This window comes from Neobacillus sp. GCM10023253, assembly GCF_042653105.1.
GTDB classification, from domain to species: Bacteria; Bacillota; Bacilli; order Bacillales; family Cytobacillaceae; genus Neobacillus; species Neobacillus citreus.
Map to the genome: position 1 here is coordinate 1,172,364 of NZ_JBHSHV010000003.1, position 23,485 is coordinate 1,195,848.

At 38.0% G+C, this 23,485-nt stretch carries 28 protein-coding genes; 13 read left to right on the forward strand and 15 right to left on the reverse strand.

Features of this window, described 5'->3' with window-relative positions:
• Positions 1-55: 55 nt before the first annotated feature.
• The 7 genes from ACFPA1_RS06025 (at position 56) to ACFPA1_RS06055 (ending at position 6,006) form a co-directional block, all read left to right on the forward strand.
• Positions 56-508 carry a MarR family winged helix-turn-helix transcriptional regulator gene (locus tag ACFPA1_RS06025; protein WP_378581710.1) on the forward strand — a complete coding sequence of 151 codons (453 nt, stop codon included), beginning with the start codon at positions 56-58 and terminating at the stop codon, positions 506-508.
• An 18-nt stretch (positions 509-526) separates the two neighbouring features.
• Entirely contained in the window at positions 527-2,254 is a 1,728-nt protein-coding gene (locus tag ACFPA1_RS06030) for an ABC transporter ATP-binding protein (protein WP_378581711.1), read from the forward strand.
• On the forward strand, positions 2,251-4,143 hold the full coding sequence (locus tag ACFPA1_RS06035) for an ABC transporter ATP-binding protein (RefSeq protein WP_378581712.1): 1,893 nt from the start codon (positions 2,251-2,253) through the stop codon (positions 4,141-4,143). The genes ACFPA1_RS06030 and ACFPA1_RS06035 overlap by 4 nt, the downstream gene beginning before the upstream one ends.
• A 220-nt stretch (positions 4,144-4,363) precedes the next feature.
• Entirely contained in the window at positions 4,364-4,645 is a 282-nt protein-coding gene (locus tag ACFPA1_RS06040; protein WP_213140076.1) for a hypothetical protein, read from the forward strand.
• 168 nt (positions 4,646-4,813) lie between these two features.
• Positions 4,814-5,290, forward strand: coding sequence for a CarD family transcriptional regulator (locus ACFPA1_RS06045; RefSeq protein WP_213140075.1), 477 nt, complete (start codon positions 4,814-4,816; stop codon positions 5,288-5,290).
• Positions 5,291-5,414: 124 nt separating this feature from the next.
• Positions 5,415-5,612, forward strand: coding sequence for a sporulation protein Cse60 (locus ACFPA1_RS06050; RefSeq protein ID WP_213140074.1), 198 nt, complete (start codon positions 5,415-5,417; stop codon positions 5,610-5,612).
• 193 nt (positions 5,613-5,805) lie between these two features.
• A complete protein-coding gene (locus ACFPA1_RS06055) occupies positions 5,806-6,006 on the forward strand; it encodes a cold-shock protein (RefSeq protein WP_213115665.1) in 201 nt (66 codons plus the stop codon).
• A gap of 210 nt (positions 6,007-6,216) precedes the next feature.
• Here ACFPA1_RS06055 and ACFPA1_RS06060 read toward each other — a convergent pair whose 3' ends face one another.
• On the reverse strand, positions 6,217-6,642 hold the full coding sequence (locus tag ACFPA1_RS06060) for a universal stress protein (RefSeq protein WP_378581713.1): 426 nt from the start codon (positions 6,640-6,642) through the stop codon (positions 6,217-6,219).
• A 594-nt stretch (positions 6,643-7,236) separates the two neighbouring features.
• A complete protein-coding gene (gene xerS, locus ACFPA1_RS06065; RefSeq protein ID WP_213140072.1) occupies positions 7,237-8,325 on the reverse strand; it encodes a tyrosine recombinase XerS in 1,089 nt (362 codons plus the stop codon).
• A gap of 371 nt (positions 8,326-8,696) precedes the next feature.
• Between xerS and ACFPA1_RS06070 the strand changes: the two genes are divergently transcribed.
• On the forward strand, positions 8,697-9,062 hold the full coding sequence (locus ACFPA1_RS06070) for a c-type cytochrome (protein ID WP_378581714.1): 366 nt from the start codon (positions 8,697-8,699) through the stop codon (positions 9,060-9,062).
• 328 nt (positions 9,063-9,390) lie between these two features.
• Positions 9,391-10,743 (forward strand): branched-chain amino acid transport system II carrier protein, encoded by a 1,353-nt coding sequence (gene brnQ, locus ACFPA1_RS06075; protein ID WP_213140069.1) that lies wholly within the window; start codon positions 9,391-9,393, stop codon positions 10,741-10,743.
• Positions 10,744-10,779: 36 nt separating this feature from the next.
• Here the strand turns inward: brnQ and ACFPA1_RS06080 are convergent, their stop codons facing one another.
• Positions 10,780-11,613 (reverse strand): SPL family radical SAM protein, encoded by an 834-nt coding sequence (locus ACFPA1_RS06080; RefSeq protein WP_213140068.1) that lies wholly within the window; start codon positions 11,611-11,613, stop codon positions 10,780-10,782.
• A gap of 145 nt (positions 11,614-11,758) precedes the next feature.
• On the opposite strand from ACFPA1_RS06080, the gene ACFPA1_RS06085 reads away from it, so the two are divergent.
• A complete protein-coding gene (locus tag ACFPA1_RS06085) occupies positions 11,759-11,932 on the forward strand; it encodes a hypothetical protein (RefSeq protein WP_378581715.1) in 174 nt (57 codons plus the stop codon).
• Between the two features lie 289 nt (positions 11,933-12,221).
• Positions 12,222-12,455 carry a hypothetical protein gene (locus tag ACFPA1_RS06090; RefSeq protein WP_213140067.1) on the forward strand — a complete coding sequence of 78 codons (234 nt, stop codon included), beginning with the start codon at positions 12,222-12,224 and terminating at the stop codon, positions 12,453-12,455.
• Positions 12,456-12,524: 69 nt separating this feature from the next.
• Here the strand turns inward: ACFPA1_RS06090 and ACFPA1_RS06095 are convergent, their stop codons facing one another.
• The 10 genes from ACFPA1_RS06095 to ACFPA1_RS06140 all read right to left on the reverse strand — a co-directional run bounded on the left by ACFPA1_RS06095 (position 12,525) and on the right by ACFPA1_RS06140 (position 18,847).
• Positions 12,525-13,427, reverse strand: coding sequence for a redoxin domain-containing protein (locus ACFPA1_RS06095; protein ID WP_378581716.1), 903 nt, complete (start codon positions 13,425-13,427; stop codon positions 12,525-12,527).
• A gap of 75 nt (positions 13,428-13,502) precedes the next feature.
• On the reverse strand, positions 13,503-14,279 hold the full coding sequence (locus ACFPA1_RS06100) for a sulfite exporter TauE/SafE family protein (protein WP_378581717.1): 777 nt from the start codon (positions 14,277-14,279) through the stop codon (positions 13,503-13,505).
• A 48-nt stretch (positions 14,280-14,327) separates the two neighbouring features.
• Positions 14,328-14,687: a rhodanese-like domain-containing protein gene (locus ACFPA1_RS06105; RefSeq protein WP_378581718.1), complete on the reverse strand. Its 360-nt coding sequence runs from the start codon at positions 14,685-14,687 to the stop codon at positions 14,328-14,330.
• Positions 14,688-14,773: 86 nt separating this feature from the next.
• Complete coding sequence (locus ACFPA1_RS06110) at positions 14,774-15,145, reverse strand: hypothetical protein (RefSeq protein WP_378581719.1); 372 nt, start codon at positions 15,143-15,145, stop codon at positions 14,774-14,776.
• 129 nt (positions 15,146-15,274) lie between these two features.
• Positions 15,275-15,658 (reverse strand): DUF302 domain-containing protein, encoded by a 384-nt coding sequence (locus tag ACFPA1_RS06115; RefSeq protein ID WP_213140062.1) that lies wholly within the window; start codon positions 15,656-15,658, stop codon positions 15,275-15,277.
• A 331-nt stretch (positions 15,659-15,989) separates the two neighbouring features.
• Positions 15,990-17,117 (reverse strand): MBL fold metallo-hydrolase, encoded by a 1,128-nt coding sequence (locus ACFPA1_RS06120; protein WP_213140061.1) that lies wholly within the window; start codon positions 17,115-17,117, stop codon positions 15,990-15,992.
• 39 nt (positions 17,118-17,156) lie between these two features.
• Positions 17,157-17,735 carry a sulfurtransferase TusA family protein gene (locus ACFPA1_RS06125; protein ID WP_213140060.1) on the reverse strand — a complete coding sequence of 193 codons (579 nt, stop codon included), beginning with the start codon at positions 17,733-17,735 and terminating at the stop codon, positions 17,157-17,159.
• 43 nt (positions 17,736-17,778) lie between these two features.
• Positions 17,779-18,075 (reverse strand): rhodanese-like domain-containing protein, encoded by a 297-nt coding sequence (locus ACFPA1_RS06130; RefSeq protein ID WP_213140059.1) that lies wholly within the window; start codon positions 18,073-18,075, stop codon positions 17,779-17,781.
• Between the two features lie 11 nt (positions 18,076-18,086).
• Positions 18,087-18,566 (reverse strand): DsrE/DsrF/DrsH-like family protein, encoded by a 480-nt coding sequence (locus ACFPA1_RS06135; RefSeq protein ID WP_213140058.1) that lies wholly within the window; start codon positions 18,564-18,566, stop codon positions 18,087-18,089.
• 53 nt (positions 18,567-18,619) lie between these two features.
• A complete protein-coding gene (locus ACFPA1_RS06140) occupies positions 18,620-18,847 on the reverse strand; it encodes a sulfurtransferase TusA family protein (RefSeq protein ID WP_213140057.1) in 228 nt (75 codons plus the stop codon).
• Between the two features lie 384 nt (positions 18,848-19,231).
• Between ACFPA1_RS06140 and ACFPA1_RS06145 the strand changes: the two genes are divergently transcribed.
• Together ACFPA1_RS06145 and ACFPA1_RS06150 are read left to right on the forward strand one after the other, a co-directional pair.
• Complete coding sequence (locus ACFPA1_RS06145; RefSeq protein ID WP_378581720.1) at positions 19,232-20,218, forward strand: MBL fold metallo-hydrolase; 987 nt, start codon at positions 19,232-19,234, stop codon at positions 20,216-20,218.
• 96 nt (positions 20,219-20,314) lie between these two features.
• Complete coding sequence (locus ACFPA1_RS06150; protein WP_378581721.1) at positions 20,315-20,569, forward strand: DUF2533 family protein; 255 nt, start codon at positions 20,315-20,317, stop codon at positions 20,567-20,569.
• A 47-nt stretch (positions 20,570-20,616) separates the two neighbouring features.
• Here ACFPA1_RS06150 and ACFPA1_RS06155 read toward each other — a convergent pair whose 3' ends face one another.
• Positions 20,617-21,276 carry a response regulator transcription factor gene (locus ACFPA1_RS06155; RefSeq protein ID WP_213140055.1) on the reverse strand — a complete coding sequence of 220 codons (660 nt, stop codon included), beginning with the start codon at positions 21,274-21,276 and terminating at the stop codon, positions 20,617-20,619.
• Entirely contained in the window at positions 21,263-23,416 is a 2,154-nt protein-coding gene (locus ACFPA1_RS06160) for a sensor histidine kinase (RefSeq protein ID WP_378581722.1), read from the reverse strand. The genes ACFPA1_RS06155 and ACFPA1_RS06160 overlap by 14 nt, the downstream gene beginning before the upstream one ends.
• Positions 23,417-23,485 lie beyond the last annotated feature (69 nt).

Below are 23,485 nucleotides of genomic sequence, written 5' to 3' on the forward strand. Positions count from 1 at the left end.
TACTTAGGTTGGTAAATAAATTAGTAACCTATCTATTTTGCAGGAGGTGGAAAAAATGACAGATTATAATGCAAATACCACGCAAAAACTTCTGAGGGCATTTTCACAGTTTCGAAAGTCCGGATGGCATGATCGGCAAATAGCCGGTTATAATCCCAGTGAAATCAAGGTTCTTATGGCAATAAGGCATGAAACAAACGAGGAGAAACCGGATATGAAGGTTTCTGAGATTAGCAGTATTCTTAGGGTTACATCGCCAACTGTCACACAGATTATTAACAAGCTAGAAAAGGACAGTCTTGTTGAACGGAACATTGATCCGACTGATAGGCGCGCTGTCAATATTCACCTTACAGATAGAGGCATCGAAGTAACTAACGAGGCTAAAAAAGCTTTTACCGAAACCTTTGCAGGTTTAATTGATTATTTAGGGGAGGACGACAGTGAGAAGCTTGCTGAGCTTCTCAATAAAGTTTTTAACTATTTCGAGCATACCTATCGCCAATAAGGAATGGAGATGACCAAAATGCTTAAATTAGCAAAATTTCTAAAACCATTTCAGTTCCCTGTTATGTTTGTTTTGGTATTAGTGCTTCTGCAATCCTTGTCTGAATTGTATCTGCCAACATTAATGGCCGATATCGTTGATAAGGGAGTAGTAACCGGCGATACACATTATATTTGGAAAATTGGCGGGTTCATGCTCCTCGTCGCGGCAGGCGGCATGATTTGCTCTGTCAGTGCCAGCTTTTTTTCCGCCAAAGCCGCTTCAGGTTTCGGAAAATTATTGCGAAGTAAAATCTTTTCCCATGTCGGCGATTTTTCCTTACAGGAATTTGATCAATTTGGAACAGCATCACTCATCACGAGAACAACAAACGATATTACGCAAATACAGCAGGTGTTAATCATGATGCTCCGAATGATGGTCATGGCTCCAATGATGTGCATCGGCGGAATCATCATGGCTTTATCCAAAGACACCAAACTTTCTTTAGTTCTCGCTGTGGCGATTCCCATATTAATTATCATTATCTTAATTGTACAAAGAAATGCCATTCCATTATTTAAAGCGATGCAGGTAAAACTAGATAACCTAAACCGCGTTTTACGGGAAAATTTAACTGGAATTCGTGTGATTCGTTCCTTTAACCGAATCGAGCATGAGAAGAAGCGATTTGACGAAGCCAGCTGGGATCTTACCCAAACCGCGATAAAGGTCAATAAACTGATGGCCGTCATGATGCCGACGATGATGATTATCCTAAACCTGACTACAGTAGCGATTATCTGGTTTGGCGGCATCCGCATCAGTAATGGGCACATGGAAGTGGGAGACATGATGGCCTTTATCCAATACGCGATGCAAATCATGTTCTCCTTCCTGATGTTATCGATGATGTTTGTGATGATTCCAAGAGCTTCTGTATCAGCAGTAAGAATTATTGAGGTGCTAGATACAACGGCTGATATTAAAAATCCATCAACTCCCCTTCCCCCAGTAAGCAACAATGGGGAGGTTGAATTTCAGAATGTCAGCTTTTCCTATCCAGGAGCTGAAATGCCTGCTATTTCGAATATTTCTTTTAAAATGAGGCCAGGTGAAATCACCGCGATTATCGGCGGAACCGGCTCAGGTAAATCAACGCTTATTAATTTGATTCCTCGTTTTTATGACGCTGGCAGCGGCAAAGTGTTGGTTGGTGGAATCGATGTACGAAAAATGACTCAGGAATTACTTCGCAAAAAAATTGGCTTTGTCCCGCAGCAAGCCGTTCTTTTTACAGGGACTATTTCGGAAAATATTCGATACGGCAAAGAAGATGCATCGGATGAAGAAGTGCGGCATGCCGCTGAAATTGCCCAAGCGGCAGAGTTTATTAACGAAATGCCTGAAGGCTACAACACGCTGATTGCCCAAGGAGGAACAAATGTATCGGGCGGGCAGAAACAACGTTTATCCATTGCACGTGCGCTTGTCCGAAGACCGGAAATCTTTATTTTTGATGACAGCTTTTCCGCTTTAGATTTTAAAACAGATGCCATGCTTCGGGCGGCATTAAAAGAACAAACCCAGCAATCTACAGTATTAATTGTTGCCCAGCGCGTCAGCACCATCATCGATGCGGACCAGATTATCGTCCTTGATAATGGCGAGATTGCTGGAATTGGTAAACATAAAGAGTTGATGGAAACCAGCAAAGTTTATCGTGAAATTGTCATGTCTCAGCTTTCTGAGGAGGAAATTGCATGAGTAAAGATTCACAGAATCATAGACCTCAACAAGGACCGGGTCCTCGGGGACCAGGCGGCGGATTTGGTCCTATGGGAATGGGTGCCCCAGTTCAAAAAGCAAAGGATTTTAAAGGAACACTGAAGCGGTTAATTACCTATTTAATGCCATATAAAATGCAGCTTATAGCGGTTCTCATCACGGCCATCATCAGTACTATTTTTGCCATAGTCAGTCCAAAAATCATGGGGAAAGCGACAACCAAGTTGTTTGAAGGCTTAATGATGAAGTTTAGAGGTGTACCTGGTGCAAAAATTGATTTTGAATACATCGGGCATATCATTTTATTATTAATTGGGCTCTATATTTTAAGTGCTGTTTTTGCATACATTCAGCAATATATTATGGCGGGAGTGGCACAAAAAACAGTTTACCAGCTTCGTAAAGAAGTAGAAGAAAAGCTAAACCGACTGCCATTAAAATATTTTGATGCACGCACCCATGGTGAAATCCTTAGCCGGGCAGTAAATGATGTCGATAACATCAGCACCACCTTGCAGCAAAGCTTAACCCAGCTGATTACCTCAGTGGTTACCTTAATTGGTGTAATTGTGATGATGCTTTCGATTAGTCCGCTAATGACATTGATCGTGGTGGTGACACTGCCGCTTAGTTTTATTGCGACAGCAAATATTGCCAAACGTTCACAAGCCTATTTCAAGGGACAGCAAAAGGCGCTTGGCCAGCTAAACGGACATGTTGAAGAAATGTATACCGGCCATAAGATTATTAAAGTATTTGGACGCGAGCAAAAGTCTATGGATCAATTTGAAGAAATCAATGAAAGACTTTATCAAGCTGGCTGGAGGGCGCAATTTATGTCTGGGTTGATTATGCCATTCATGTCGTTTATCAATAACATCGGTTATGTACTTGTATCTGTGGCAGGCGGAATATTGGTCACAAAAAAAGCGATTGAGATTGGCGATATTCAGGCATTTATCCAATATGCCAGACAATTTTCCCAACCGATTACCCAGACCGCGATGATTGCCAACGTGATTCAGTCAACGGCGGCCAGTGCAGAGCGGGTGTTTGAAATCCTTGATGAAACAGAGGAGATTCCGGAAACTGCCACAGCAAAAAAGCTAGCTGATCCAAAAGGCGAGGTGAAATTCGAGGATGTTTCTTTCGGATATAAAGAAAATGAATTATTAATCGAGGATATGAACATTAAAGTAAGACCTGGGCAAAAGGTTGCCATCGTTGGTCCGACCGGAGCGGGTAAAACAACACTAATTAATCTATTAATGCGTTTTTACGAAATCAATTCCGGTAAAATTTTGATTGATGGAATCGATACACGGGATATGAAGAGAGAGCACCTGCGCGGCTTATTTGGAATGGTGCTGCAGGATACATGGCTCTTTAACAGCACAATTCGTGACAACATCGCATATGGAAGGGATGGAGCAACAGAAGAGGAAATTGTTGCTGCTGCACAAGCTGCTAATGCAGACCACTTTATCCGCACATTGCCTGACGGCTATGATACCATCTTAAATGAGGAAGCTTCGAATATTTCTCAGGGGCAAAAGCAGCTATTAACGATTGCTAGGGCGATTCTTGCAGATCCGGCGATGTTAATCCTTGACGAGGCTACAAGCAGCGTTGATACACGGACCGAAGTCCAGATTCAAAAGGCGATGGATCATCTGATGAAGGGACGCACAAGCTTTATCATAGCCCACCGACTATCAACGATCCGAGACGCAGATATTATTCTAGTCATGAACAATGGCCGAGTCATTGAAAAGGGAAATCATCAGGAATTGTTGGAGAAAGACGGGTTCTATGCTGATTTATATAATAGTCAGTTTTCTGGTGGACGTATGAAAAATGCAGGATAAATTTACAAAAAAGCGCTAAGAACTGCTTTCCTAGTGAAGCAGCCCTTAGCGCTTTTTTTGTGCAATTAGATTGAAATAGCCGGCAATCTATTTATTGTCGGCAAATGGATTGAAACTTTTGTAGCTTATTTCAATGGGAGGTAAACGCGGAAAAGATAAATATTCATAAATGGTTTATGGCGTAATTGACATATACTATTAACACTAAGGAGATGAAAAAATGGAAGAAGATTTTTATTTCTCAAAAAAACAATTTATTAAAGGTTTAAAGATGCCGAAAAGTATAGATGGCTTGATGATGAAAAGAGGCGATGTATCACTCGCTAAGATTAATGGTGAATGGAAAAAATACACAGAATCTGTTCCAAGAGGAAGAAAACCATTATCAAATCATGATGATCTAGTTTTGATTGGCTACGGTAACGATGTTGAAATTGAACGTGAAAAGCTTTCACAAGAACAAATTGAAAATTTGATTATAGAAATGGAAAATAATCATTAATTCAAAATACTAAACAACGAACAATGGGCATCAAGTCCATTGTTTTTTTTACTAACAGATCAGGGGAAAAGTGTTGACAGTGACTAAAAATAGATGATATAATTAAAAATTTTGTTATTTTGAATTCGTATGGTATACTTAAGATGTACTTAATTTGGAGGTGGTTAGTTGTTTCAAGTTGGTGATTGCATCGTTTATCCAATGCAGGGAGCAGGAGTTATTGAAGCAATAGAAGTAAAGGAAATTCAAGGTGAAAAACAGCAGTATTATATAATAAATATGCGAATCAATAAAATGCAAGTTATGATCCCTATCGCAAAAGTAGAAAAATCAAGAATTCGTTTAGCTACCGATTTGATTACACTTGAAAACGTATTGGACATTTTTTATCATGGTGTAACCGATACAACCCTTTCGATGAAAGAAAGATACAAAATTAATTTGGAAAAACTTAAATCAGGTAATATCCAAGAAGGCGCAGAAGTTGTACGGGACTTAATGAGAATAAACAAAAATAAATCGCTTAATTCAAGCGAAAAGCAGATGCTGGAGAGTGCACGAAGGATTTTTATCAGTGAACTTGGTTTAATTAGAGGTATAACTGAAAATCAAGCAATAGATTTAATAAATAACAAGGTAGGATAAATGCTTTATTTCAAAGTTTAACTTTTACGCCTAATCTATAAGAAACCCCTTTTGTTTAAAAGGGATTTTTTCTTATGCTGATTAAAGTATATTGTAGAAATTTCTTTAAAGGGAGGTAGAACGAATGTACGAGGCAAAAGGTTTTCAAAGTACTGACTTTGCAGAACTTATACGGGTTGTTAATGATTTTCTTGGTACATTAGAGGAAGGTAAGCTGATAGATGTTAAATACAATTCTGTTCCTCTTGCTGTAAGCACACATACAGAATATGGGGTTTATCCAGATACAAAATACACCGCAATGATTATATTAAAGAAATAGTCAGTTCAAACAGTCTAACAATATGATAAATTTTTCGCCTTCTTGCAATTTTTTACAAAGAATGCGATAATTAAAAAGAATTATTTTTGTTCGGTGTAAAGGATTGGTATAAGTTTGAACTTTTCGTCTTGATCATCACTGAGAGCAAGGATAGTATTACATTGTGTGTATTTACACACTAGGAGGCAACACAATGGAAAAAGGTAAAGTAAAATGGTTTAATGGCGAAAAAGGCTTCGGATTCATCGAACGTGAAGGTGGAGAAGACGTATTCGTACATTTCTCAGCGATTCAAGGCGAAGGCTTCAAAACATTAGATGAAGGTCAATCAGTTACTTTTGACGTTGAGCAAGGTAACCGCGGACCACAAGCATCAAACGTTCGTAAAGCTTAATAAAACCAAAAGAGGCTGTCCCAAAAGTGAACTTTTAGGGGCAGCTCTTTTTTATTTAATTGCTCTATTAAATTTCCACATAACTTGATAGCTGACTCCCGTTATTATCCCTTATTAAAAGGGGGGTAGGCAGAGGGGAAGCAGGAATAGACCAGAGGGAATCATCAAGAACTGTTGGCACAAGACGGTTTTTGTGCAGCATTTTTTATACTATTTAATAATTAAAACAGGGCAATGCGCTAGCTGGGAAACTTTCTGGCTGACGCTTCCCAGCATTAACCCTTTAATATTTCCCAACCCTCTGCTTCCTATGACAATCAGCTGATAGTTAAATTCATCAGCCTTTTTGACAATTTGAATAGCTGGTTCCCCCATTACAAAATGGACTTCGATTTCAATACCTTCTTCTTCTGCAAGAGTAACCGCTTGTTTTAATAGAACATGACCCTTGGTCTCTTGGTCAGCATAAATATTATCAATTGTTTTTATTGGCATCCCATCGACAATTTGCACATTTTTCTCCACGTGGATAACACCAATTTTAGAATATCTTTCCTTAGCAAATTTTAAAGCAGTTTGTAATGCTTTTTCACTCATTTTAGAACCGTCTATTGCTACAAGAATGCGATTAAACACAGGATCATCCCCAATAAATATATTTTTTTTGAATGTTTTAAGTATACATTATTTTATTGAAGAATTTGCTTTTACCGAAGAATAGCAGCTTTCTGTAATAATTGAGGATTTCTACCTATTTATAGAACCTGCAATTGTTTATCACAAAGAGGGAGGAGGGGGGCATTTTTCAAATCGCTGATGGGTAAGCAAGATCTCAACAATTATACAATTGTTGGTTTTTTAGATGAAACTAGCTAGATATTTTTAGGGAAGAGGCAAACCAGTAAGCAAAAATATAAGTTCAAACATAAAGTTAATTTTATCGCAAATTTATTATTTATTAGGGGGCTAAAGTGATTTAGCTGCAAATTATTAACTTCTGCTGCGAATCAGTAGAGAAATATGAGTAAATGTACGTATTCAGAGAATCTTTTATCAATAAATTAATTACTGAAAAAATAATAACTAAAAATTTTGTTTCGTCTCACTATCTTAAGTATACTCTGGAATTGAGATATCATAAAAATAATTTACTATAAATGTATTATGTAAACTGGTAAATTAAAATAAAACAAGGGGGAGGCTGCTATTTAATACAGCCTTCTTATCATTTTAATCTATTTGTTCCTTCGGCATATCCATCTTATCAACAGCAATCTTTAAGTCATCATTCTTAATATGCGTATAAATCATCGTAGTTTGAATCGATGAATGACCTAATTGCCGGCGTAATTTTGGCACATCATTGATTTCCGCATGATATCTGGTTGCAAATGAATGCCGTAATTTATGAACTGATAATGATGGTTTACCGAACGCAGTTGCATATTTTTCAATTAATTTTTCTACTGAACGTGCTGTTAGCCTTCTTGTTTTGCCTTTTGGACCTATCGGAGCAGCCACAAATAATGCTTTCATATTTTTATCAACATGGTATTTAGGAATCCTGATTGCCAGGTATTCCTGTAAATCATCCATGGCCGTTTGGCTAAAATATACAAATTGTTCTTTATTTCCTTTGCGAATTACTCGTGCACTATACTTACTGAAATCAATATCTTCAAGATCTAAACCAATTAGCTCAGAAAGACGTAATCCAGAACCTAAAATCAACGATACAATCGCGGTATCACGTTCTTTATTTAATTGATGAAAATTGAAGATTTTTTTGTTTTCTTTATTGATTTCTCCGTATTCATGAGCGACAAAGAGACGAAATCGCTCATATTCATCCCCAAGCAGAATTTTACCTTCCATTTTATTTGCCTTTGTTTCCAAACTTTCCTTAACTTCGTTAAACTCTATTTTTGCCATGACATTACGATTAATATAGGGTTCCAAATCCGGTGTTTCCGCGATGTTTTGCAGGTAATTAAAAAGTGATTTCAACGCAGATAATTTACGGTTAACGGTTAATTCTTTGTTATTTAATTCGTAATGAAGAAAATTTAAAAATCCTTCGACTTCAATGACTGTCATTTTCTCAAGACGTTCCAATGGAATTTCTTTTATGCTGCCGGACCATAATTGCTCAGTAATCATCCAGTTAAAGAAGATTTTATAGTCGTGACAATAGTTGAACAACGATGCAGTAGAAAGTTTTCGTAATTTATGATTTATGTATTCTTCAACATACCAAGGGAGTTCATTAAGCATTGCCTGAAGCTTTTTGAAATTTTGCTGTTTTGCTGGATTTACCATAATAACACCTCTACTATATTTTACCTTCCTAGGATAATTTCGTCAAATTTATATTTTACGTAATTATGTAGAGGTCGACTTCGAATGGTTTCCTTGGTGCCCCACTGGTTGTGTTCAAGGACATAAAACTCTAATGCAGTTCCTTACAAATCCACCTTCAATATCATTTTAATAGGTGCTCTTTCTGAATCATAGGCAATCTATGCAGTTTTCCTCTTTCATGCGTAGTTTCCAATTATCTGCTCATACTTATATCAAAGGGTATTTTGGTAAGTGGTTGCACCAAAAATCCTTTCGTTTGTCAGGTTAGATTGAGTTTGCACATCATTTTTATTTCTTGTACCGAAAAAGGATAATTTGGAGGCGATTTTATGAAAAACACTGTTTTGATTGCCCTAGCCATCCTAGTGATAGGAATTGGTGGATTTTTTGTACTCAGCAATGTGCAAGACCAGAAAGAAGAGGCACAAGAGACGCCTGCAAAGAATGAAGGCCAAGAAGGAAAAGGAACGATATCCAAAGTGGACGGTGAATCCATCTATAAGAACACCTGTGCAGGCTGTCACGGGGATCAATACCAAGGCGGAGTTGGGCCTTCTTTAAAAGGAGTGGGTTCCCGTTTATCGGATAAGGAAATCGAGGACATCATCCAACATGGCCGAGGAGGTATGCCATCTGGCTTGGTGTCCAAAGAGGATGCGCCAGCAATGGCTGCATGGCTGAAAACATTAAAATAAGTCCGATGAAAAAAATTAAAAAGGGAACTTAAATGAAATCAAGTTCCCTCTCTCCTGTTTTTGCCTATATTTACTTAATTTCAAGCGCATTGTTTCCATAAGCCAATTCCTCCTTCCCTTCTTCTTCAACCTCCTCTGATTGTCTGAATTTCAGTAATATTATTAAACTTGGCTCGATCTCCATGTCCTCCTCCCAATTTCAGATATGTTTGCCATTTAGATGTCCAAAACGTTTTAATGCCAACTTGCTCCAGCAATCAATCCATGATAGCCAATTATTCTAAACGATGTTAAAATAAATGAAATTCATCTAGAAGGAGCAACATGCATGCATCAAAAAATATCATTTTCAACATACGCAGTCATTGGTACAATGCTGTTTGGTATGTTCTTTGGGGCAGGAAACCTGATCTTCCCTATTCAGATGGGACAGGTTGCCGGTACTAACTTTTGGCCAGCTTTAATTGGTTTTCTTGTAACAGCAATTGGTTTGCCATTTATGGGGATCTTGGCATTCGGGCTATCCGGAAGTAATGGACTTCGTGAATTAGCAGGTCGGGTCCACCCGAAATTTGGAGTCGTCTTCGCCATGGCTCTATACTTAACCATTGGACCTTTTTTTGCGATTCCACGTACAGCAACAGTACCTTTCGTAGTCGGTTTCGAACCATTTATTAATCCAGAGCACGCCAGCTTATATCTTGGGCTTTTTAGTTTCGTATTTTTTGCCATTGTCTATTATTTCTCATTAAATCCTGCGAAAATTATTGACTATATTGGAAAATATCTAACACCTGCATTTTTAGTATTTTTATTTTTATTAATTATTATCGCAATCGTCAAACCTATGGGACGATTTGGAGCACCAACGGGTGATTACAGCCAATTGGCCTTTATTACTGGTTTTAAAGAGGGTTATAACACGATGGATGCCCTTGCTTCATTAGCATTTGGTATTGTTGTCATCAATGCTATTAAAGGACAAGGAATCACCGACACGAAGACAATTGCAAAAGCAACTTGGAAATCAGGCATTTTCGCTATGGCACTAATGATGCTGATTTATGGCCTCATTACGTATATGGGGGCATCAAGCATATCTGCCATCGGTACATTCGATAATGGTGGATTAATCTTTGCTAAGGTAGCCAATCATTACTTTGGCGAATTCGGTGCGATTCTCCTTGCTATTATTATTGTTCTAGCATGTTTAAAAACAAGCATTGGGCTCATTACCTCATGTAGCGAATTTTTCAATAGTGTTTTTCCAAAAGTAAGCTATAAAATGTTCGTACTTATCCTAAGTCTTGTGTCATTTATAATCGCCAATTTTGGCTTAAATAATATTATTCAATACGCTGTTCCAGTATTAATGCTATTATATCCTTTGGCGATTGTTCTGATTTTGTTGACGCTTAGCTCATCATTATTTAAACATAAGCAAAGTGTATATGCAGCGTCTATGTTTCTTACTTTTTGTGTGAGTTTCTTCGATGGATACAGCACGTTAGTTGGAAGCTTACCCGGAGCGACCATTTCTTTATTCGAAGCTATTAAAGCTTCGTACATTGAATATTTACCGCTTTATAGTATTGGTCTAGGATGGATATTACCAGCAGTGGTTGGTGCGATTATCGGCTATTTCTGGCCAATGGGTTCCAAAAAAGCTGTAGTTCAATAATACAATAAGACCACCCAGTAAAATGGGTGGTCTTATTTATTTTAGGAAAGCTTCACTTTTAGAAACTCTTATCATTTCACTAGGAAAATATTTTTTAAAAAAGTTTTCGACCCTTACATGTAAATTTTTTTGATACCAATCTGATAATCCGTGCTCTTCAAATACAGCCGGCATTCCTAACCTCGCCGAGCGCTTTCCCATCAAACCATCACCAATACTAAGCGTATCAATCCAAATATGATCCACCCTGCTATCCAAAACTTTTGGGAAATCCGGGGTAAATGGCAAAACGGGAGAAATCGAGGCTTGGGTGGATATTCCGGCATCGTGAACTTCTTTTAACGCTTTTAACCGCAATTTAATTCCAGGTGCATATGGTGCAAAGATTTGCTTTACATCTTCCCTATCTGTTTCAATCGTCATGGAAACAAGGGTATTACATTTGTCCTTTAATTTTAACAATAAATCGATATCTCTTGTGATGAGTGGGCTCCGTGTTTGGATTTGAAGAAAATCAGGCGGGTTTTCCAGCATTTCTTCCAGTATGGCCCGTGTAATACCTGCTTTTCGTTCCATTGGCTGGTACGGATCTGTTGCAGAAGACATAAAAATATTCACCGGTTTGTTATTCTTGCGAATTTTTATCATTTCATTCCGGTAATTCTCCGCTGCATTTGTTTTAATGTCTAACCATTCTCCCCATGGAATTCCTTTAAATCGTTGCATAGGCATTTCCCTTACATAACAGTACCTGCACGAAAAGGCGCAGCCACTATATGGATTCAATGAATGTGTAAACCCAACATCCAAATACCCATTTGCCGCTGTAAGGATTTTCTTAGCAAATGTTTCTTTCGTATTGATCTCCATACGCGTTTATTTCTCCTCCCTTCACTCCAGTGTATCAACTTATCTCCAGCTCCTAAACATTCTGTTCCATTAAGTTGATAAGTTCATGTCGATAAAAACAAAAAAGACCTAGATAGGTCTTTTCTACTAACAGCATGCACCCGTATTGCCAATCAAAGAAATGCCTTTTCCATCTCCGCTTCGGTCTATGGTTAAGCCGTCTGTATTAGGTTCAATGATTGGGTCGATTGCGACTGTGATTTCGTTTATTGTGACGATTATATCGTCTGCATCCGGCTCATCCAGAGCCAGTCCAATTCTTGGCTCACCTCAGCCATAGCCTTCAAAAAAGATACGAATGTTGTTGGCATTCTCTTCCTTGAACACTTGTTTTAACAGATCACGAGCTTGGTCTGTGATGTTCATGTTCATTTCCTCCTGTTTCATAATCACCTTTTTATTTTAACCTATCGCGGTGTTAGAAAGTAATAAAATGCTTAAAAATTTGACGATAATGTGTTTACTTTTCTAAAGTTTACTAACTTGTCAAAATTACCCCGCTCCGTATAATAAAAACCGTTATAAAATAGAATTGTAGAAATTAATATACTGCTAAGGAGGAAAATGAAATGAAAAAAATAGCCACAAGTGCTCTTACCATCATTTTGTTACTGGGATTAGGAACTGGCGTTTTAGCGGCCAGTGACCAGATTGCATGCAAGGTGGGAGATTTCAAAGAAATGCTCCCGATGATGCAGGAAAAACACCCGCAGCTAAGTGAAAAACAATTAAAAGAAATGCATAAAGATTGCGTAACTCAAATGAAAAAAGAATCAAGTACTAATTGTATGATTAACAATTAATTTAAAAAAGCACGTTCTAAGAAGAAGGCTCCCGCTTAGAATGTGCTTTTATTTTCAATAGCCTAGTATTTATTTCATGCCATTAATCAAATCTGTCATCATCTCTTTATCCATTGGACCAACTATTCTTTTATGAATGATCCCATTTGTATCGATGAAATAACTTGTTGGAATCGTAATGGCATGATATACGTCAGCTATTTCTCCGCTTTCATCAAGTAAGACAGGAAAGGTTAAACCGTAATCCTTCACGAACTGTTCTACCCTATCTGGATTCTTCTCTGATGTGGTTAGATTTACAGCAACAATTTCAACATCTTTCCCTTTTTGTTCCTGATAGAAATCTTTCATATGAGGCATTTCCGCTTTACATGGCGGACACCAGGTTGCCCATAGATTTAAGATTACCTTTTTCCCTTTAAAGTCAGACAGTTGAACTTGTTGCCCCTCTATATTCTCCAATTGGAAATTGGGAGCTTTATTTCCTTCTTTTATTCCAATTTCATCAGAATTTTGGTGCACTGTCTGCCCTTCTTGTACAGTTTTATCAAGCTTGGTTCGTGAGAAAGCAAAATCATACATTGTCCATCCAATCAGCCCTGATAAAGCAGTTACTGCTAGGATTTTTTTGATAAGCGGATTGGGAATATTTATTTTTCGTCCTTTGAAAACGAAATAGATAAGGGACCCAATCATGGCAAGAATCAGACCCTTGCTTCCTCCAGTAAAATATAACAAGGATAATGGACTTTTCATCACAATGGATGGTTCGAGAATGATTAGACTTCCCTTCCAAATAAAAAATCCTAAAATAAGTGTATTTACCAACAAATCAAATACCCTCTTATGTAACTCCGCTTCATGTGTTTTGCTTACCCAAAATTTGATGACGAAGAGGCCAATCAGTAAACCAACCCCGAGAAGCAGCCATTTTACCGAAATAGCTAGTGTACCAATTTGTATTACTTGCATAGCGCCCTCCTTTTTATAGCTTTTACTTATTATACTATAAGGGGTATATAAAAAGGGCTTAATAAGCCCTTTTTATCATAAAATTTCCATCCACGTCTTCACTGCAGTGGCCAGGATTAAAACCCCCATGATTACCTGCAAAACCTTAGTATTCACTCTTTTTCCGGCATTTGCCCCTATTGGAGAGGCAAGGAGACTGGCTACTACCATGATGATTGAAGGTATAATTGGCACTTGTCCCGTAGATATTTTTCCGGTGACTGCACCGATTGATGAAATAAGTGTAATGGCCAAAGATGAGGCGATCGTCATTCTCGTTGGTATTTTTAGCACGGTAAGCATAATCGGCACCAATAAAAATGCCCCTCCTGCACCGACAATGCCAGCGCCAATTCCTACAATGAAAGCAAACAAAGCAGCAAGCCATTTGTTTAAATTCACTTGATCGAGCGGAATATCCTCTACGCCCTTCTTAGGTACAAACATCATAATCACAGCGATTAACGCTAAAATACCATATACGACGTTGATTCCGCTTTCCGGCATGTGAGTGGAGCTGAATCCCCCAATAAAACTTCCTAGTAAAATACTAATGCCCATATAAGCTATCAGAGTTTTATTCAAAAATCCACCCTTGCGGTAAACCATTACACCGCCTATTGTGGCGAAGAAGACTTGGATGGCTGTAATTCCGGAAACCTCATGTGCTGAAAAATGACCAACACCCAATAGAGCAGGAATATACAACAACATCGGGAAATTGATAATGGCACCGCCTATTCCCAACATCCCTGATATAAAAGACCCGACGAAGCCAATTAGGAAAAGCGTAATGAGTAAACTGATATCCATGATGTCCTCCTTTTTAGGAAAGTGACCTCTAATCGGAAGCCTTTATTGTTAATGCCAAGCACTCATACCGCCTCTAACATTAGTTACTTTATAACCCAAATTTTTTAATTGTTTACTTGCTTTTTGGCTTCTCATGCCACTTTGACAGATCACAACCACTTCTTTTTCTTTCGACAGTTCTTTCTCAGCTTTCTGTGCTAGTTGGTGGAGGGGAATATTTTTGAAGCCTTTGATATGGTTTCCTTTAAACTCTCCTGGTGTTCGGACATCAACAAACTGTTTGTTTTTATCATTTAAGATTGAATTTAACTCCGCAGTTGTAATATGCGTAACACCTTTTATTGGCAGGAACTGTTTAATGATAAAGAGTATAAATAAAGCAATGATGATGTAATTTAAATATTGCATGGAAACCTCCTAATGTTTTATACCTATATGGGTATTCGGATTTATAAAAAAAATATGAAGATGTACTCTTTCTTATTAAAATTAATTTAACAGCATTTTTCTATTGTGTTTTTCTTTAAAATAAATTTGTTTGGTGTAACAATGGTATAGTTTACAACCTTAAAACCCTTTTTCTTTAAAAAACGTATCCCCATATTTTTTTCAAGAAAATTGGAAGCTACTAAGTGAATCTGCCTTTTGGGAATTTCATTAAAATGTCGTTCAAGGTAAGCTATGGGGATATTTGTTGCTCCTTTGATTTGATTTTTATCAGATTCATTATAGTCTCTGACATCTAGTAAAGAAACTTCATCTAACTGAAGATCCTTTAAATGACCCGATGGAACACCAAATACCTGGAAATATCTTTTATACACAATATAGATAAATACTAGTATAGGTAAAATCAAAAATTTCATTTAGACCCTCCAATTCAAGAACAGCACTGACATCCTTTTATGTTATACCCACAAGGGTATTGTGTCAATGATTTTATTTGTATTGGAAATAGGAAGCCTCGTTGATCGAGGCTCTTTTTGTCATCCAATTTAAATACTGTTCTTTATGCAATTTATTAAGCGATCTTCTATGTCACCTGCAAATTGTTTCATCTTATCATCTTGTAAAAGACTAATAAGTGCTGTTGGTTTAGGCATGCCAATTTTTGTTTTTCCTTGGCTTTCATAAACAACAATTTTACACGGCAAAAAATATCCAGCCATTTCATTATCAGTTAACACTCTTTGCGCCTCGTGTGGGTTGCACACCTCCAGCACCTTAAATTCTTTATCGAACTCCAGCCCTTTTTCCTGAAGCTTTTCCTTGATATCAAACTTCCACAAAACACCAAACTTTTCTGTCTTTAGGTTTTCCTCCAAAGCTTGAATGGCCTCATCCATATTTTTATCTGTAACTACCGTATAATCAAACATTCGTTTCTGCCTCCTTCTGTTTTTCTATTTCCGTTTTTAACCCACCACGTACAGTATTCCATATTTTACATTTAACAATTACCAAGAATCAAAAGAAAGAGCATGACCTTAAAATGTCACACTCTTTAGAAAAAGAATCACATAAACGCTTTATATATTAGGTAAATGGCTCCTGCCAGGAGCCAAACTAACGTGCCTGGTCATAAAGGTATCGGTTGTTTAACCTGTTTACCATTTCCGGAAACATTAGTCCTGCTAATTCCTCAAGATCCAGTTGTGTTGCAATCGTTTATTTGCTTTTTGTCCTCATTCAAAGTTAAAACACCTCTTTTTATCGAACCGCACAACGGTTAGGACCGATTTCCATTTCCCTCTGCTGGTCAATATCCGGATTGATTTTTCCCATATTGGTTTCACGGATTTCCTGATACGCGTTTGGCTGCGGCGGCAGGTTTTCCGTTACCATCTTTCTGAATTCATTTTCATCCTCTATATTAAGGCCATGGTTTTTGGCAAACAGTACTCCTAATTTTTCTGATACACTGCCATCTTCGTTTAATTCGTCAATAATCATAAAATGGGCCGGAAGAACAACCAGTTCTTCTGATAATTCTTTATATCGATTATATAGAGTTTCTCTTAAATCGCCAACCCAATCTTCTGCCTTTCCAGCAAGGTCAGGACGTCCGATTGAATCGATGAATAAAATGTCACCTGAAAGCAGGTATTTGCCATCCACAACAAAGGAAGTGGAACCGATGGTATGACCAGGAGAATATAGGGCGTTGATATCAATTGTTGTACTTCCGATTGTCACATGATTACCATCTTCTAACGGTTGATATTCGAACGTAACTTCCGTTGCATCCTTTGGAGGCAGCCAGTACGTGGCGCCTGTTGTCTCGGCAATTTTGCGGCCGCCAGAAATATGGTCAGCATGAAGGTGTGTATCAAACACATGAGTAATGTTTGCTCCGATTTCTTTGGCGAAATCAAGATAAATATCGGTCATCCTAGTTGCATCAATCAGCGCTGCTTCGCCGCCCGAAACTACCATGTAAGACAAACAGCCTTTACCAATTCGAACAAATTGATATAGATCCCCTCCATCAGTTAAGTCTCCAACTTTAACAGGCTCTAGATGCTCACTCCAAGTTTTCATGCCACCTTGTAGGTAAGAAACATCGAGGCCAGCATCAGATAGCATTTCCGCGACCATAACGGAAGACCCTTCTTTCGCACAAACGACTAATACTTCTTGATCAGTCGGGATACTGTCTAGAATTTCTTCTACACCATCAAGTAATTCGAAATATGGAATATTTAAGTACTGGAAGTTGTCACCCTCAATTTTCCAATCTTGAAAGTCAGACTCATTACGGACATCGAAAATAAACAGTTTTTCTTTGTTAAAAACTTTTTTCGTTACTTCCTTTGCTGTCATCACAGTTACTGTCATCCTCTATTACCCCCTAAGGTATATTTTTCCCTAAAAAAATTAATTATTTAATCCGGTTGTATTTCCTGTCCATTTACTCATACCGGGTATGACGTTCATTACCTTTTTAAACCCTTGTTCCGCTAATTTTTGAGCAGCAAAATCACTGCGGCTTCCAGTCCGGCAAATTACGTAAATTTCATTTTCTCTATTTAACTCAGATAAACGCTCATCTAATTCATCTAAAGGAATTGATAAAGCCTGTGGAATATGGTTAAACACGTATTCTGCCGATTCTCTTACATCAACTAAAATAATATTGTCATTGGCAGAAGCAAGTTTCTTTTCAAGATCTTCGTTATTTATGACATTTGGATGTTTTTTCTCAATTGTTTCATCATTTGAAGATTTTCTCAGGTAGTGCTTTAACACGCCACCTTCTTCAATAGTCCCCAAATATTGGTGGCCAGTGCTTTCAGCCCAAGCTTTCATATCTGCTTTTGAGCCTTTATCGGTTGCTAACACTTCGATAACTTGCCCTGCTTCAAGGTTATTCATTGCTTTTTTCGTTTTCACGATGGGCATTGGACATGCCAAGCCCTTAGCATCTAATACGACATTTGCCTTCATGTTTGTCATGATTGTCCTCCCGTTTTACCTGCAAGGGTATTTATTGAAAAAATTATTCCACTTTACCTTCCCAAGCCAGCATTCCGCCGGCCATGTTAATAACGTTAAAACCGTAGCTTTCGAGAAATTGACTGGCACGGCCGCTTCTTCCACCGGAACGGCAAACCATGATATACTCTTTTGATTTGTCTAACTCATGCATCCGAAACTCAACCAGACCTAATGGCATATTGATGGCACCAGGAATTTTGCCGGCCTTCACTTCATCTACTTCGCGAACATCAATAATGTTTAATTTTTTTCCTTGGTTTAGTAAGTTTTCTACTTCTTTTGCAGTAATTTCTCTCATTGCGCATCCCCCTATATAAACAGATTTACATTACCATCTTCGGCATCTGCCAAATACGCAGCCACTCCTGCATATTCGATGTGATCCATTAGCTCCTCTTCCTTTAGCCCCAATAAATCCATTGTCATTGTACAGGCAACAAGTTTTACATCCTGTTCTTGGGCCATTTCAATTAATTGCGGCAGTTCCAGGGCATTATGTTTCTTTATTACATCCTTGATCATTTTCTGACCGAATCCAGCGAAGTTCATTTTAGAAAGACCCATTTTATCAGCGCCTCTTGGCATCATCTTTCCAAACATTTTCTCCATAAAGCCTTTTTTCACAGAAATAGTTTCATCCTTGCGGAGAGCGTTCAGCCCCCAAAATGTGTGGAAAATGGTGACTTCATGATCATATGCCGCAGCCCCATTTGCAATAATATAAGCTGCCATTGCTTTATCGTAATCGCCGCTGAACAAGACAATCGTTGTTTTTTTCTTTTCTGTCATTGTAAACCTCCTGTTATTTATACCTGCAAGGGTATCTTAATGGATAAAAAAATTTATCCTTTTTTAATCCAAAACTTTAATACGCCATTTTCTTCTTCAAAATTTAATACTTCGTGTCCACCAGACTTGGCCCATGCTGTTAGGTCATTTTTTGCACCTTTATCTGTTGTATGGATTTCCAACACTTGACCTGATTCCAACTCATTCATTGCCTTTTTTGTTTTTACGATTGGCATTGGACATGCAAGTCCTTTTGCGTCTAAAACCTTTGTAATATTCATTAAAGAATGCCTCCCTGTTGTCTATTTAATTACCTATATGGGTATTATTATTTTGAAAAATAAAAGAGGGCATTAACCCTTTTCAAATCAATATTTGCTTTCGAACAATATTGATTCTATACCCTAATAGGTATATTGTCAACATATTAATTATAAAAAAACTCACTTTCAATTACAGGAAAAGAAAGTGCGTTTTCTTTTTAACGTTTTAATTTTTTTGAACCCAAAATTTAATGACTTTATCAGCTTGTTCTGTTTTTAAAATGGTATGTCCGATACATTTACTATACATCTTTTAGAATTTTTTGTATAATATGAATATTATCGTTTTAAACAAACGTTCAAAAAATATATATTATTTAAAATTTGATTGAGATTAGTGAGGTGTACATTTTGTTAGATATAAAAAAGGACTGCAGCTTGGTCATACCGATTTCGATTCCGGAGAAGCTTGGAGGGTTAAAAACGGTCAATTTTTTTCTTGTTAAACAAGAAAAGTCGTTATCATTAATCGATGCTGGGTATAATACCGACTCGCATTGGGAGGCACTAAACCTGGCATTGAATCAAAATGGCTTGGTTTTACAGGATTTAACCGAAATAATTTTAACACACCATCATATTGATCATGTTGGTTTGGTAGACAGAATTGTCGATGCCCATCCCATTCCCGTATATGCTTCTCCCCTTTCCATTCCCCGCTTAAAAAGAGACAAAGATTTTATGGAGCTGCGGGTTGAATTTTTCGAAAAGCTTTATTATGAAATGGGATGCGGGGAAACCGGTGAGAAACAAATTGCTTATTTAAAGAAAGCCTTACTGCGTAATAAGGGTAAAGCAATGCGTGCAGAAATTACAGCAATAACAGACAATGAATTCCTTGGTTTTACTATTTTGGAGGTCCCTGGACATTCCCCTGATCAGTTGGCATTTTTGGATCAACAAAGAAAGCAGTTATTTGCCGGCGATTTATTAATTGAACACATTTCAAGTAATGCCATTGTTGAGCCTGATGAAAACGGAAGTAGATTGCCGACCATTAGTCAGCAGATTGATTCCTTAAATAAATGTGCAGCTTTCCATATTGATTCTGTTTTCCCTGGGCATGGAGCGGTCATTCAAGATCCGAAAGCACTTATTCATAAGCGATTAGAGCGGATTGAAGAAAAATCTGAGCTCATCTTGAGATATATCCAATCCGGTCATTCTACAGCCAATGAAATTGCGCAGGTATTATATAAAAATACCTATAATGAACAATTTTCTTTAGTTATGTCGGAAATTATCGGCCATCTGGATTATTTGGAAGCGAAGAAGAAAGTAACAATGAAGAAACTGCAGAGTATTTGTCACTACCACGTTACAGTATAGCCTTACCTTAGGTAAAAAGTACACTCAGTTAAAATACTAGTTTAGCATCTAAAAGGATGATATTATTGATATATCGTCTTTTTTAGGAGTGAAAACATGAGTGTACATAAGGATTTAATCAAGCATGCAGAAAATCAGAATAAATCGTATCAGGAGTTTTTGGCTCTAGATCAGCAGCGGGAAATGTATATTGAAGAAGCAGTTGAATTATGCAAACATGGTAAACCCTTTTCTACTTATAAAATTAATGAAGTAACAAATAGAATGAATAAGATAAATTTACGGATTATATCAATCAGAAAAAATGTTACACCTGAAATGGTACAGGAGTATGTGAATAAATTACGTTAGCCACAAAAAGACACTTTCCCAACAAGTGAAAAGTGTCTTTTTGTATCTTAATCCTCGTCCTCTCTCCCTAGCCGTGATTCCTTTACCAATTCGATTGCTTCCTCTCGGTCAGCCACTTGAAGTTTATTTAAGATGTTTGTGACATAATTAGATACTGTTTTTCCGCTTATATTTAACTTCGCGGCTATCCCAGAATTGTTCAAGCCATCAGCCATTAGGTAAAGCACCTCCCTTTCTCGTTCCGTCAGATCAGGAAAAGCCTCCTTCGGTGCTGCGGGGCGTGCCATCGAAAAATAGTCAATCATTCTCGAAGCGATTCCCGGGCTAAAAATAGCCCCTCCATTCCCCACTGTTTTAATCGCATTTAATAAATCGTCTTTCTCCGCATCTTTTAGGACATAACCTTTTGCCCCAGCCTTCATGGCTGCAAAAACAGAATGATCGTCCTGAAACATTGTTAATATTAAGATTTGAGTATTTGGATTATCTTTCATGATCTCTCTGGTTGCTTCGATTCCATTGCAGCCTGGCATTCTTAGGTCCATTAGGATAACATCTGGCTCCAATTTTTGAGCAAGCTGGATTACTTCTTCTCCAGATGTCGCTTCACCCACAACCTCTATTTCTGGTGTTGTCATAAAGAGTGTTTTCACACCATGCCGAAATAATGGATGATCATCAGCAATTAGGATTTTAAGCTTTTTCATCTCTCTCCCCCATATTATCGGAATTTACCGGTAAAGATACAGCTATCGTTGTTCCGCCGTATTTATTTGTCTCAAGCAGGAAACTACCGCCCAGTTCATTTACTCTTTCTTTCATTGACCCGATTCCAATGCCTCCATTAATGGAATCTCTTTTTCGTGATGTAAGGAGTCCAATCCCGTCATCTTCCACATTTATCTGCAATCCTTTTCCATTTGCAGAAATACTAATAATGCAGTTTTTTGCTTTAGAATGCCTTACTACATTAACAATCGCTTCTGTCGTGACACGAAAGGCAGCAACCTCTACTGCAGCGGGTAAAACAGTCATAGTTTCGGGTACGTTCAATGTAAAGCTGATTTTTTCCGAATTGCTAAAGGACAACGCCTTTATTTGCTCATGAATGGCCCCAATCAAGCCCATCTCATCCAATGTTGGCGGACGTAAGTCATAGACCAGGCTGCGAATTTCTGAAACAGTCTGGCGTATAGTGCTACGCAATTCCCCTAGTATTTCTCGAGTGGCATTCGGATTACTTTCGACCAGGTCTTCAGCTGCTGCGGCAGTTAAGGCAAGTGCAGCGAGCCGTGGTGCCAGCCCATCATGAAGATTGCTTCTAAGCTTCCTTCTTTCTTCCTCTCTAGCCAAAACAAGATTTTCCCTAGATTCCTGTAAATCAGCAGCCAGAAGCTTTAAACTAATGGAAGCCTTTGCGCTATGAACAACGACGCTTGCTTGGCGGACAAGCATATCCAAAAATTTTCGGTCGGAAACAGTGAGCGCTTCACTAGGTGAACGTGGTGATAGTTTCAAATCGCCCATTTCTTCTCCTCGATATAGTAATTTGTACGTTAGTGGAATCCCTTTATCATTGCCTTCCTCTGCCGTCATAATCACCTTTCCATCTTGATACACGGAAAGTGAGGCATATGGAAGCTTAAGCGAATCTCTGATTGTCTTCACTACCAAAGATAATACGGAATCAGGCTCCATAGGGTTTTCCAGTTCCTGTGCCAACCTAAGCAGGACAGAGTATGGGTCGTCATTTTCCCCATACATCCTTCTGTTAATAAATCGTTGGACCCTTTGCTTTATCGGAGAAAATAAAACCGCCACGATCCCTGTCGCAATTAGGGAACTGATTAAATGGCTATTCGTTTGCAGCAGTAACCCGGAATACCAAACAGCCAGGACATAAAATATAACCGTACTCGCTGTCATGATCCCATATACTAGTGTACGATTGACGATGATATCAATGTCCCAGAGACGATGCTTCATCATCGCTATCAAAATAGCAGCTGGAATCAGAATCATGAAGGTGTGAACGGCAATTTCTATATAATACAATTGATATGGGTCTGAAGATATTGATTTTTCCGTACTTACAAAAATGGCGGTCACGCTAACTAAGCCGGCAAGTGCCATGACCACACCGTAAACTACCCATTTAGCTTGCTGTTTTTCCAACGGCGCCATTACATATCTGTAGCGGTATATCTGTACAAAAAGAAGACTGCCAATCCACAGAATAAACCAAGAACCAAATCCCCATAGCTTTGATACATACTCTAAATCAACATATGTATCTGGAAAAATCATTCCTGGAACACGCAAGATGATGAGCAGAAAACAAAGGTATTTGGACCATTTCGGAGCAAATCTTCCATTTGGAAACAGAAAAAAGAAAAGGATAAAAGCTGCCATGCCGCCTGCTCCAATTATATTAACCACATAAACCAATAACGGTGAACTGAGTTTTATCCCCTCCATTATTGGTGTAAAGGTTCCTCCCAATGAAACAAGCATAAAACTCCCAAGCATCCCCATAAGCTCAGTTGATTTTTTCCAAAATAGAATCAATCCCGCCGTAATAAATACGATACCAAACAACACATAAATGCTAACATATGCAAATGAGTATTCGGATGGACTTATTCCTTGAACCGCAAGCCACTTGGTCCCAGGGGGAGGATTATAAAAAGCTTCACAGGATTTGCTAATACATTGGTCTTTTATATAGTGATAATAGACTGGGATACTTATTGTAAAGAGGATTATAGTAAGCAAAATAAATGTTAACAATCCCCACTTTGTATAGACATTCCATTTTGCGTTGGATTGATTTTGAGAAGCTTTCATGATTATAACGCTCCTGTTCATCTATGATAGGAAAATTGTAGCAAAAATCTGATTTTTCTGTAAATAATT

Coding starts and splice junctions, on each gene's coding strand:
- ACFPA1_RS06025 (WP_378581710.1), top strand. CDS start 56: ATGACAGATTATAATGCAAATACCACGCAAAAACTTCTGAGGGCATTT.
- ACFPA1_RS06030 (WP_378581711.1), top strand. CDS start 527: ATGCTTAAATTAGCAAAATTTCTAAAACCATTTCAGTTCCCTGTTATG.
- ACFPA1_RS06035 (WP_378581712.1), top strand. CDS start 2,251: ATGAGTAAAGATTCACAGAATCATAGACCTCAACAAGGACCGGGTCCT.
- ACFPA1_RS06040 (WP_213140076.1), top strand. CDS start 4,364: ATGGAAGAAGATTTTTATTTCTCAAAAAAACAATTTATTAAAGGTTTA.
- ACFPA1_RS06050 (WP_213140074.1), top strand. CDS start 5,415: ATGTACGAGGCAAAAGGTTTTCAAAGTACTGACTTTGCAGAACTTATA.
- ACFPA1_RS06055 (WP_213115665.1), top strand. CDS start 5,806: ATGGAAAAAGGTAAAGTAAAATGGTTTAATGGCGAAAAAGGCTTCGGA.
- xerS (WP_213140072.1), bottom strand. CDS start 8,325: ATGGTAAATCCAGCAAAACAGCAAAATTTCAAAAAGCTTCAGGCAATG.
- ACFPA1_RS06070 (WP_378581714.1), top strand. CDS start 8,697: ATGAAAAACACTGTTTTGATTGCCCTAGCCATCCTAGTGATAGGAATT.
- brnQ (WP_213140069.1), top strand. CDS start 9,391: ATGCATCAAAAAATATCATTTTCAACATACGCAGTCATTGGTACAATG.
- ACFPA1_RS06080 (WP_213140068.1), bottom strand. CDS start 11,613: ATGGAGATCAATACGAAAGAAACATTTGCTAAGAAAATCCTTACAGCG.
- ACFPA1_RS06090 (WP_213140067.1), top strand. CDS start 12,222: ATGAAAAAAATAGCCACAAGTGCTCTTACCATCATTTTGTTACTGGGA.
- ACFPA1_RS06095 (WP_378581716.1), bottom strand. CDS start 13,427: ATGCAAGTAATACAAATTGGTACACTAGCTATTTCGGTAAAATGGCTG.
- ACFPA1_RS06100 (WP_378581717.1), bottom strand. CDS start 14,279: ATGGATATCAGTTTACTCATTACGCTTTTCCTAATTGGCTTCGTCGGG.
- ACFPA1_RS06105 (WP_378581718.1), bottom strand. CDS start 14,687: ATGCAATATTTAAATTACATCATCATTGCTTTATTTATACTCTTTATC.
- ACFPA1_RS06110 (WP_378581719.1), bottom strand. CDS start 15,145: ATGAAATTTTTGATTTTACCTATACTAGTATTTATCTATATTGTGTAT.
- ACFPA1_RS06115 (WP_213140062.1), bottom strand. CDS start 15,658: ATGTTTGATTATACGGTAGTTACAGATAAAAATATGGATGAGGCCATT.
- ACFPA1_RS06120 (WP_213140061.1), bottom strand. CDS start 17,117: ATGACAGTAACTGTGATGACAGCAAAGGAAGTAACGAAAAAAGTTTTT.
- ACFPA1_RS06125 (WP_213140060.1), bottom strand. CDS start 17,735: ATGACAAACATGAAGGCAAATGTCGTATTAGATGCTAAGGGCTTGGCA.
- ACFPA1_RS06130 (WP_213140059.1), bottom strand. CDS start 18,075: ATGAGAGAAATTACTGCAAAAGAAGTAGAAAACTTACTAAACCAAGGA.
- ACFPA1_RS06135 (WP_213140058.1), bottom strand. CDS start 18,566: ATGACAGAAAAGAAAAAAACAACGATTGTCTTGTTCAGCGGCGATTAC.
- ACFPA1_RS06140 (WP_213140057.1), bottom strand. CDS start 18,847: ATGAATATTACAAAGGTTTTAGACGCAAAAGGACTTGCATGTCCAATG.
- ACFPA1_RS06150 (WP_378581721.1), top strand. CDS start 20,315: ATGAGTGTACATAAGGATTTAATCAAGCATGCAGAAAATCAGAATAAA.
- ACFPA1_RS06155 (WP_213140055.1), bottom strand. CDS start 21,276: ATGAAAAAGCTTAAAATCCTAATTGCTGATGATCATCCATTATTTCGG.
- ACFPA1_RS06160 (WP_378581722.1), bottom strand. CDS start 23,416: ATGAAAGCTTCTCAAAATCAATCCAACGCAAAATGGAATGTCTATACA.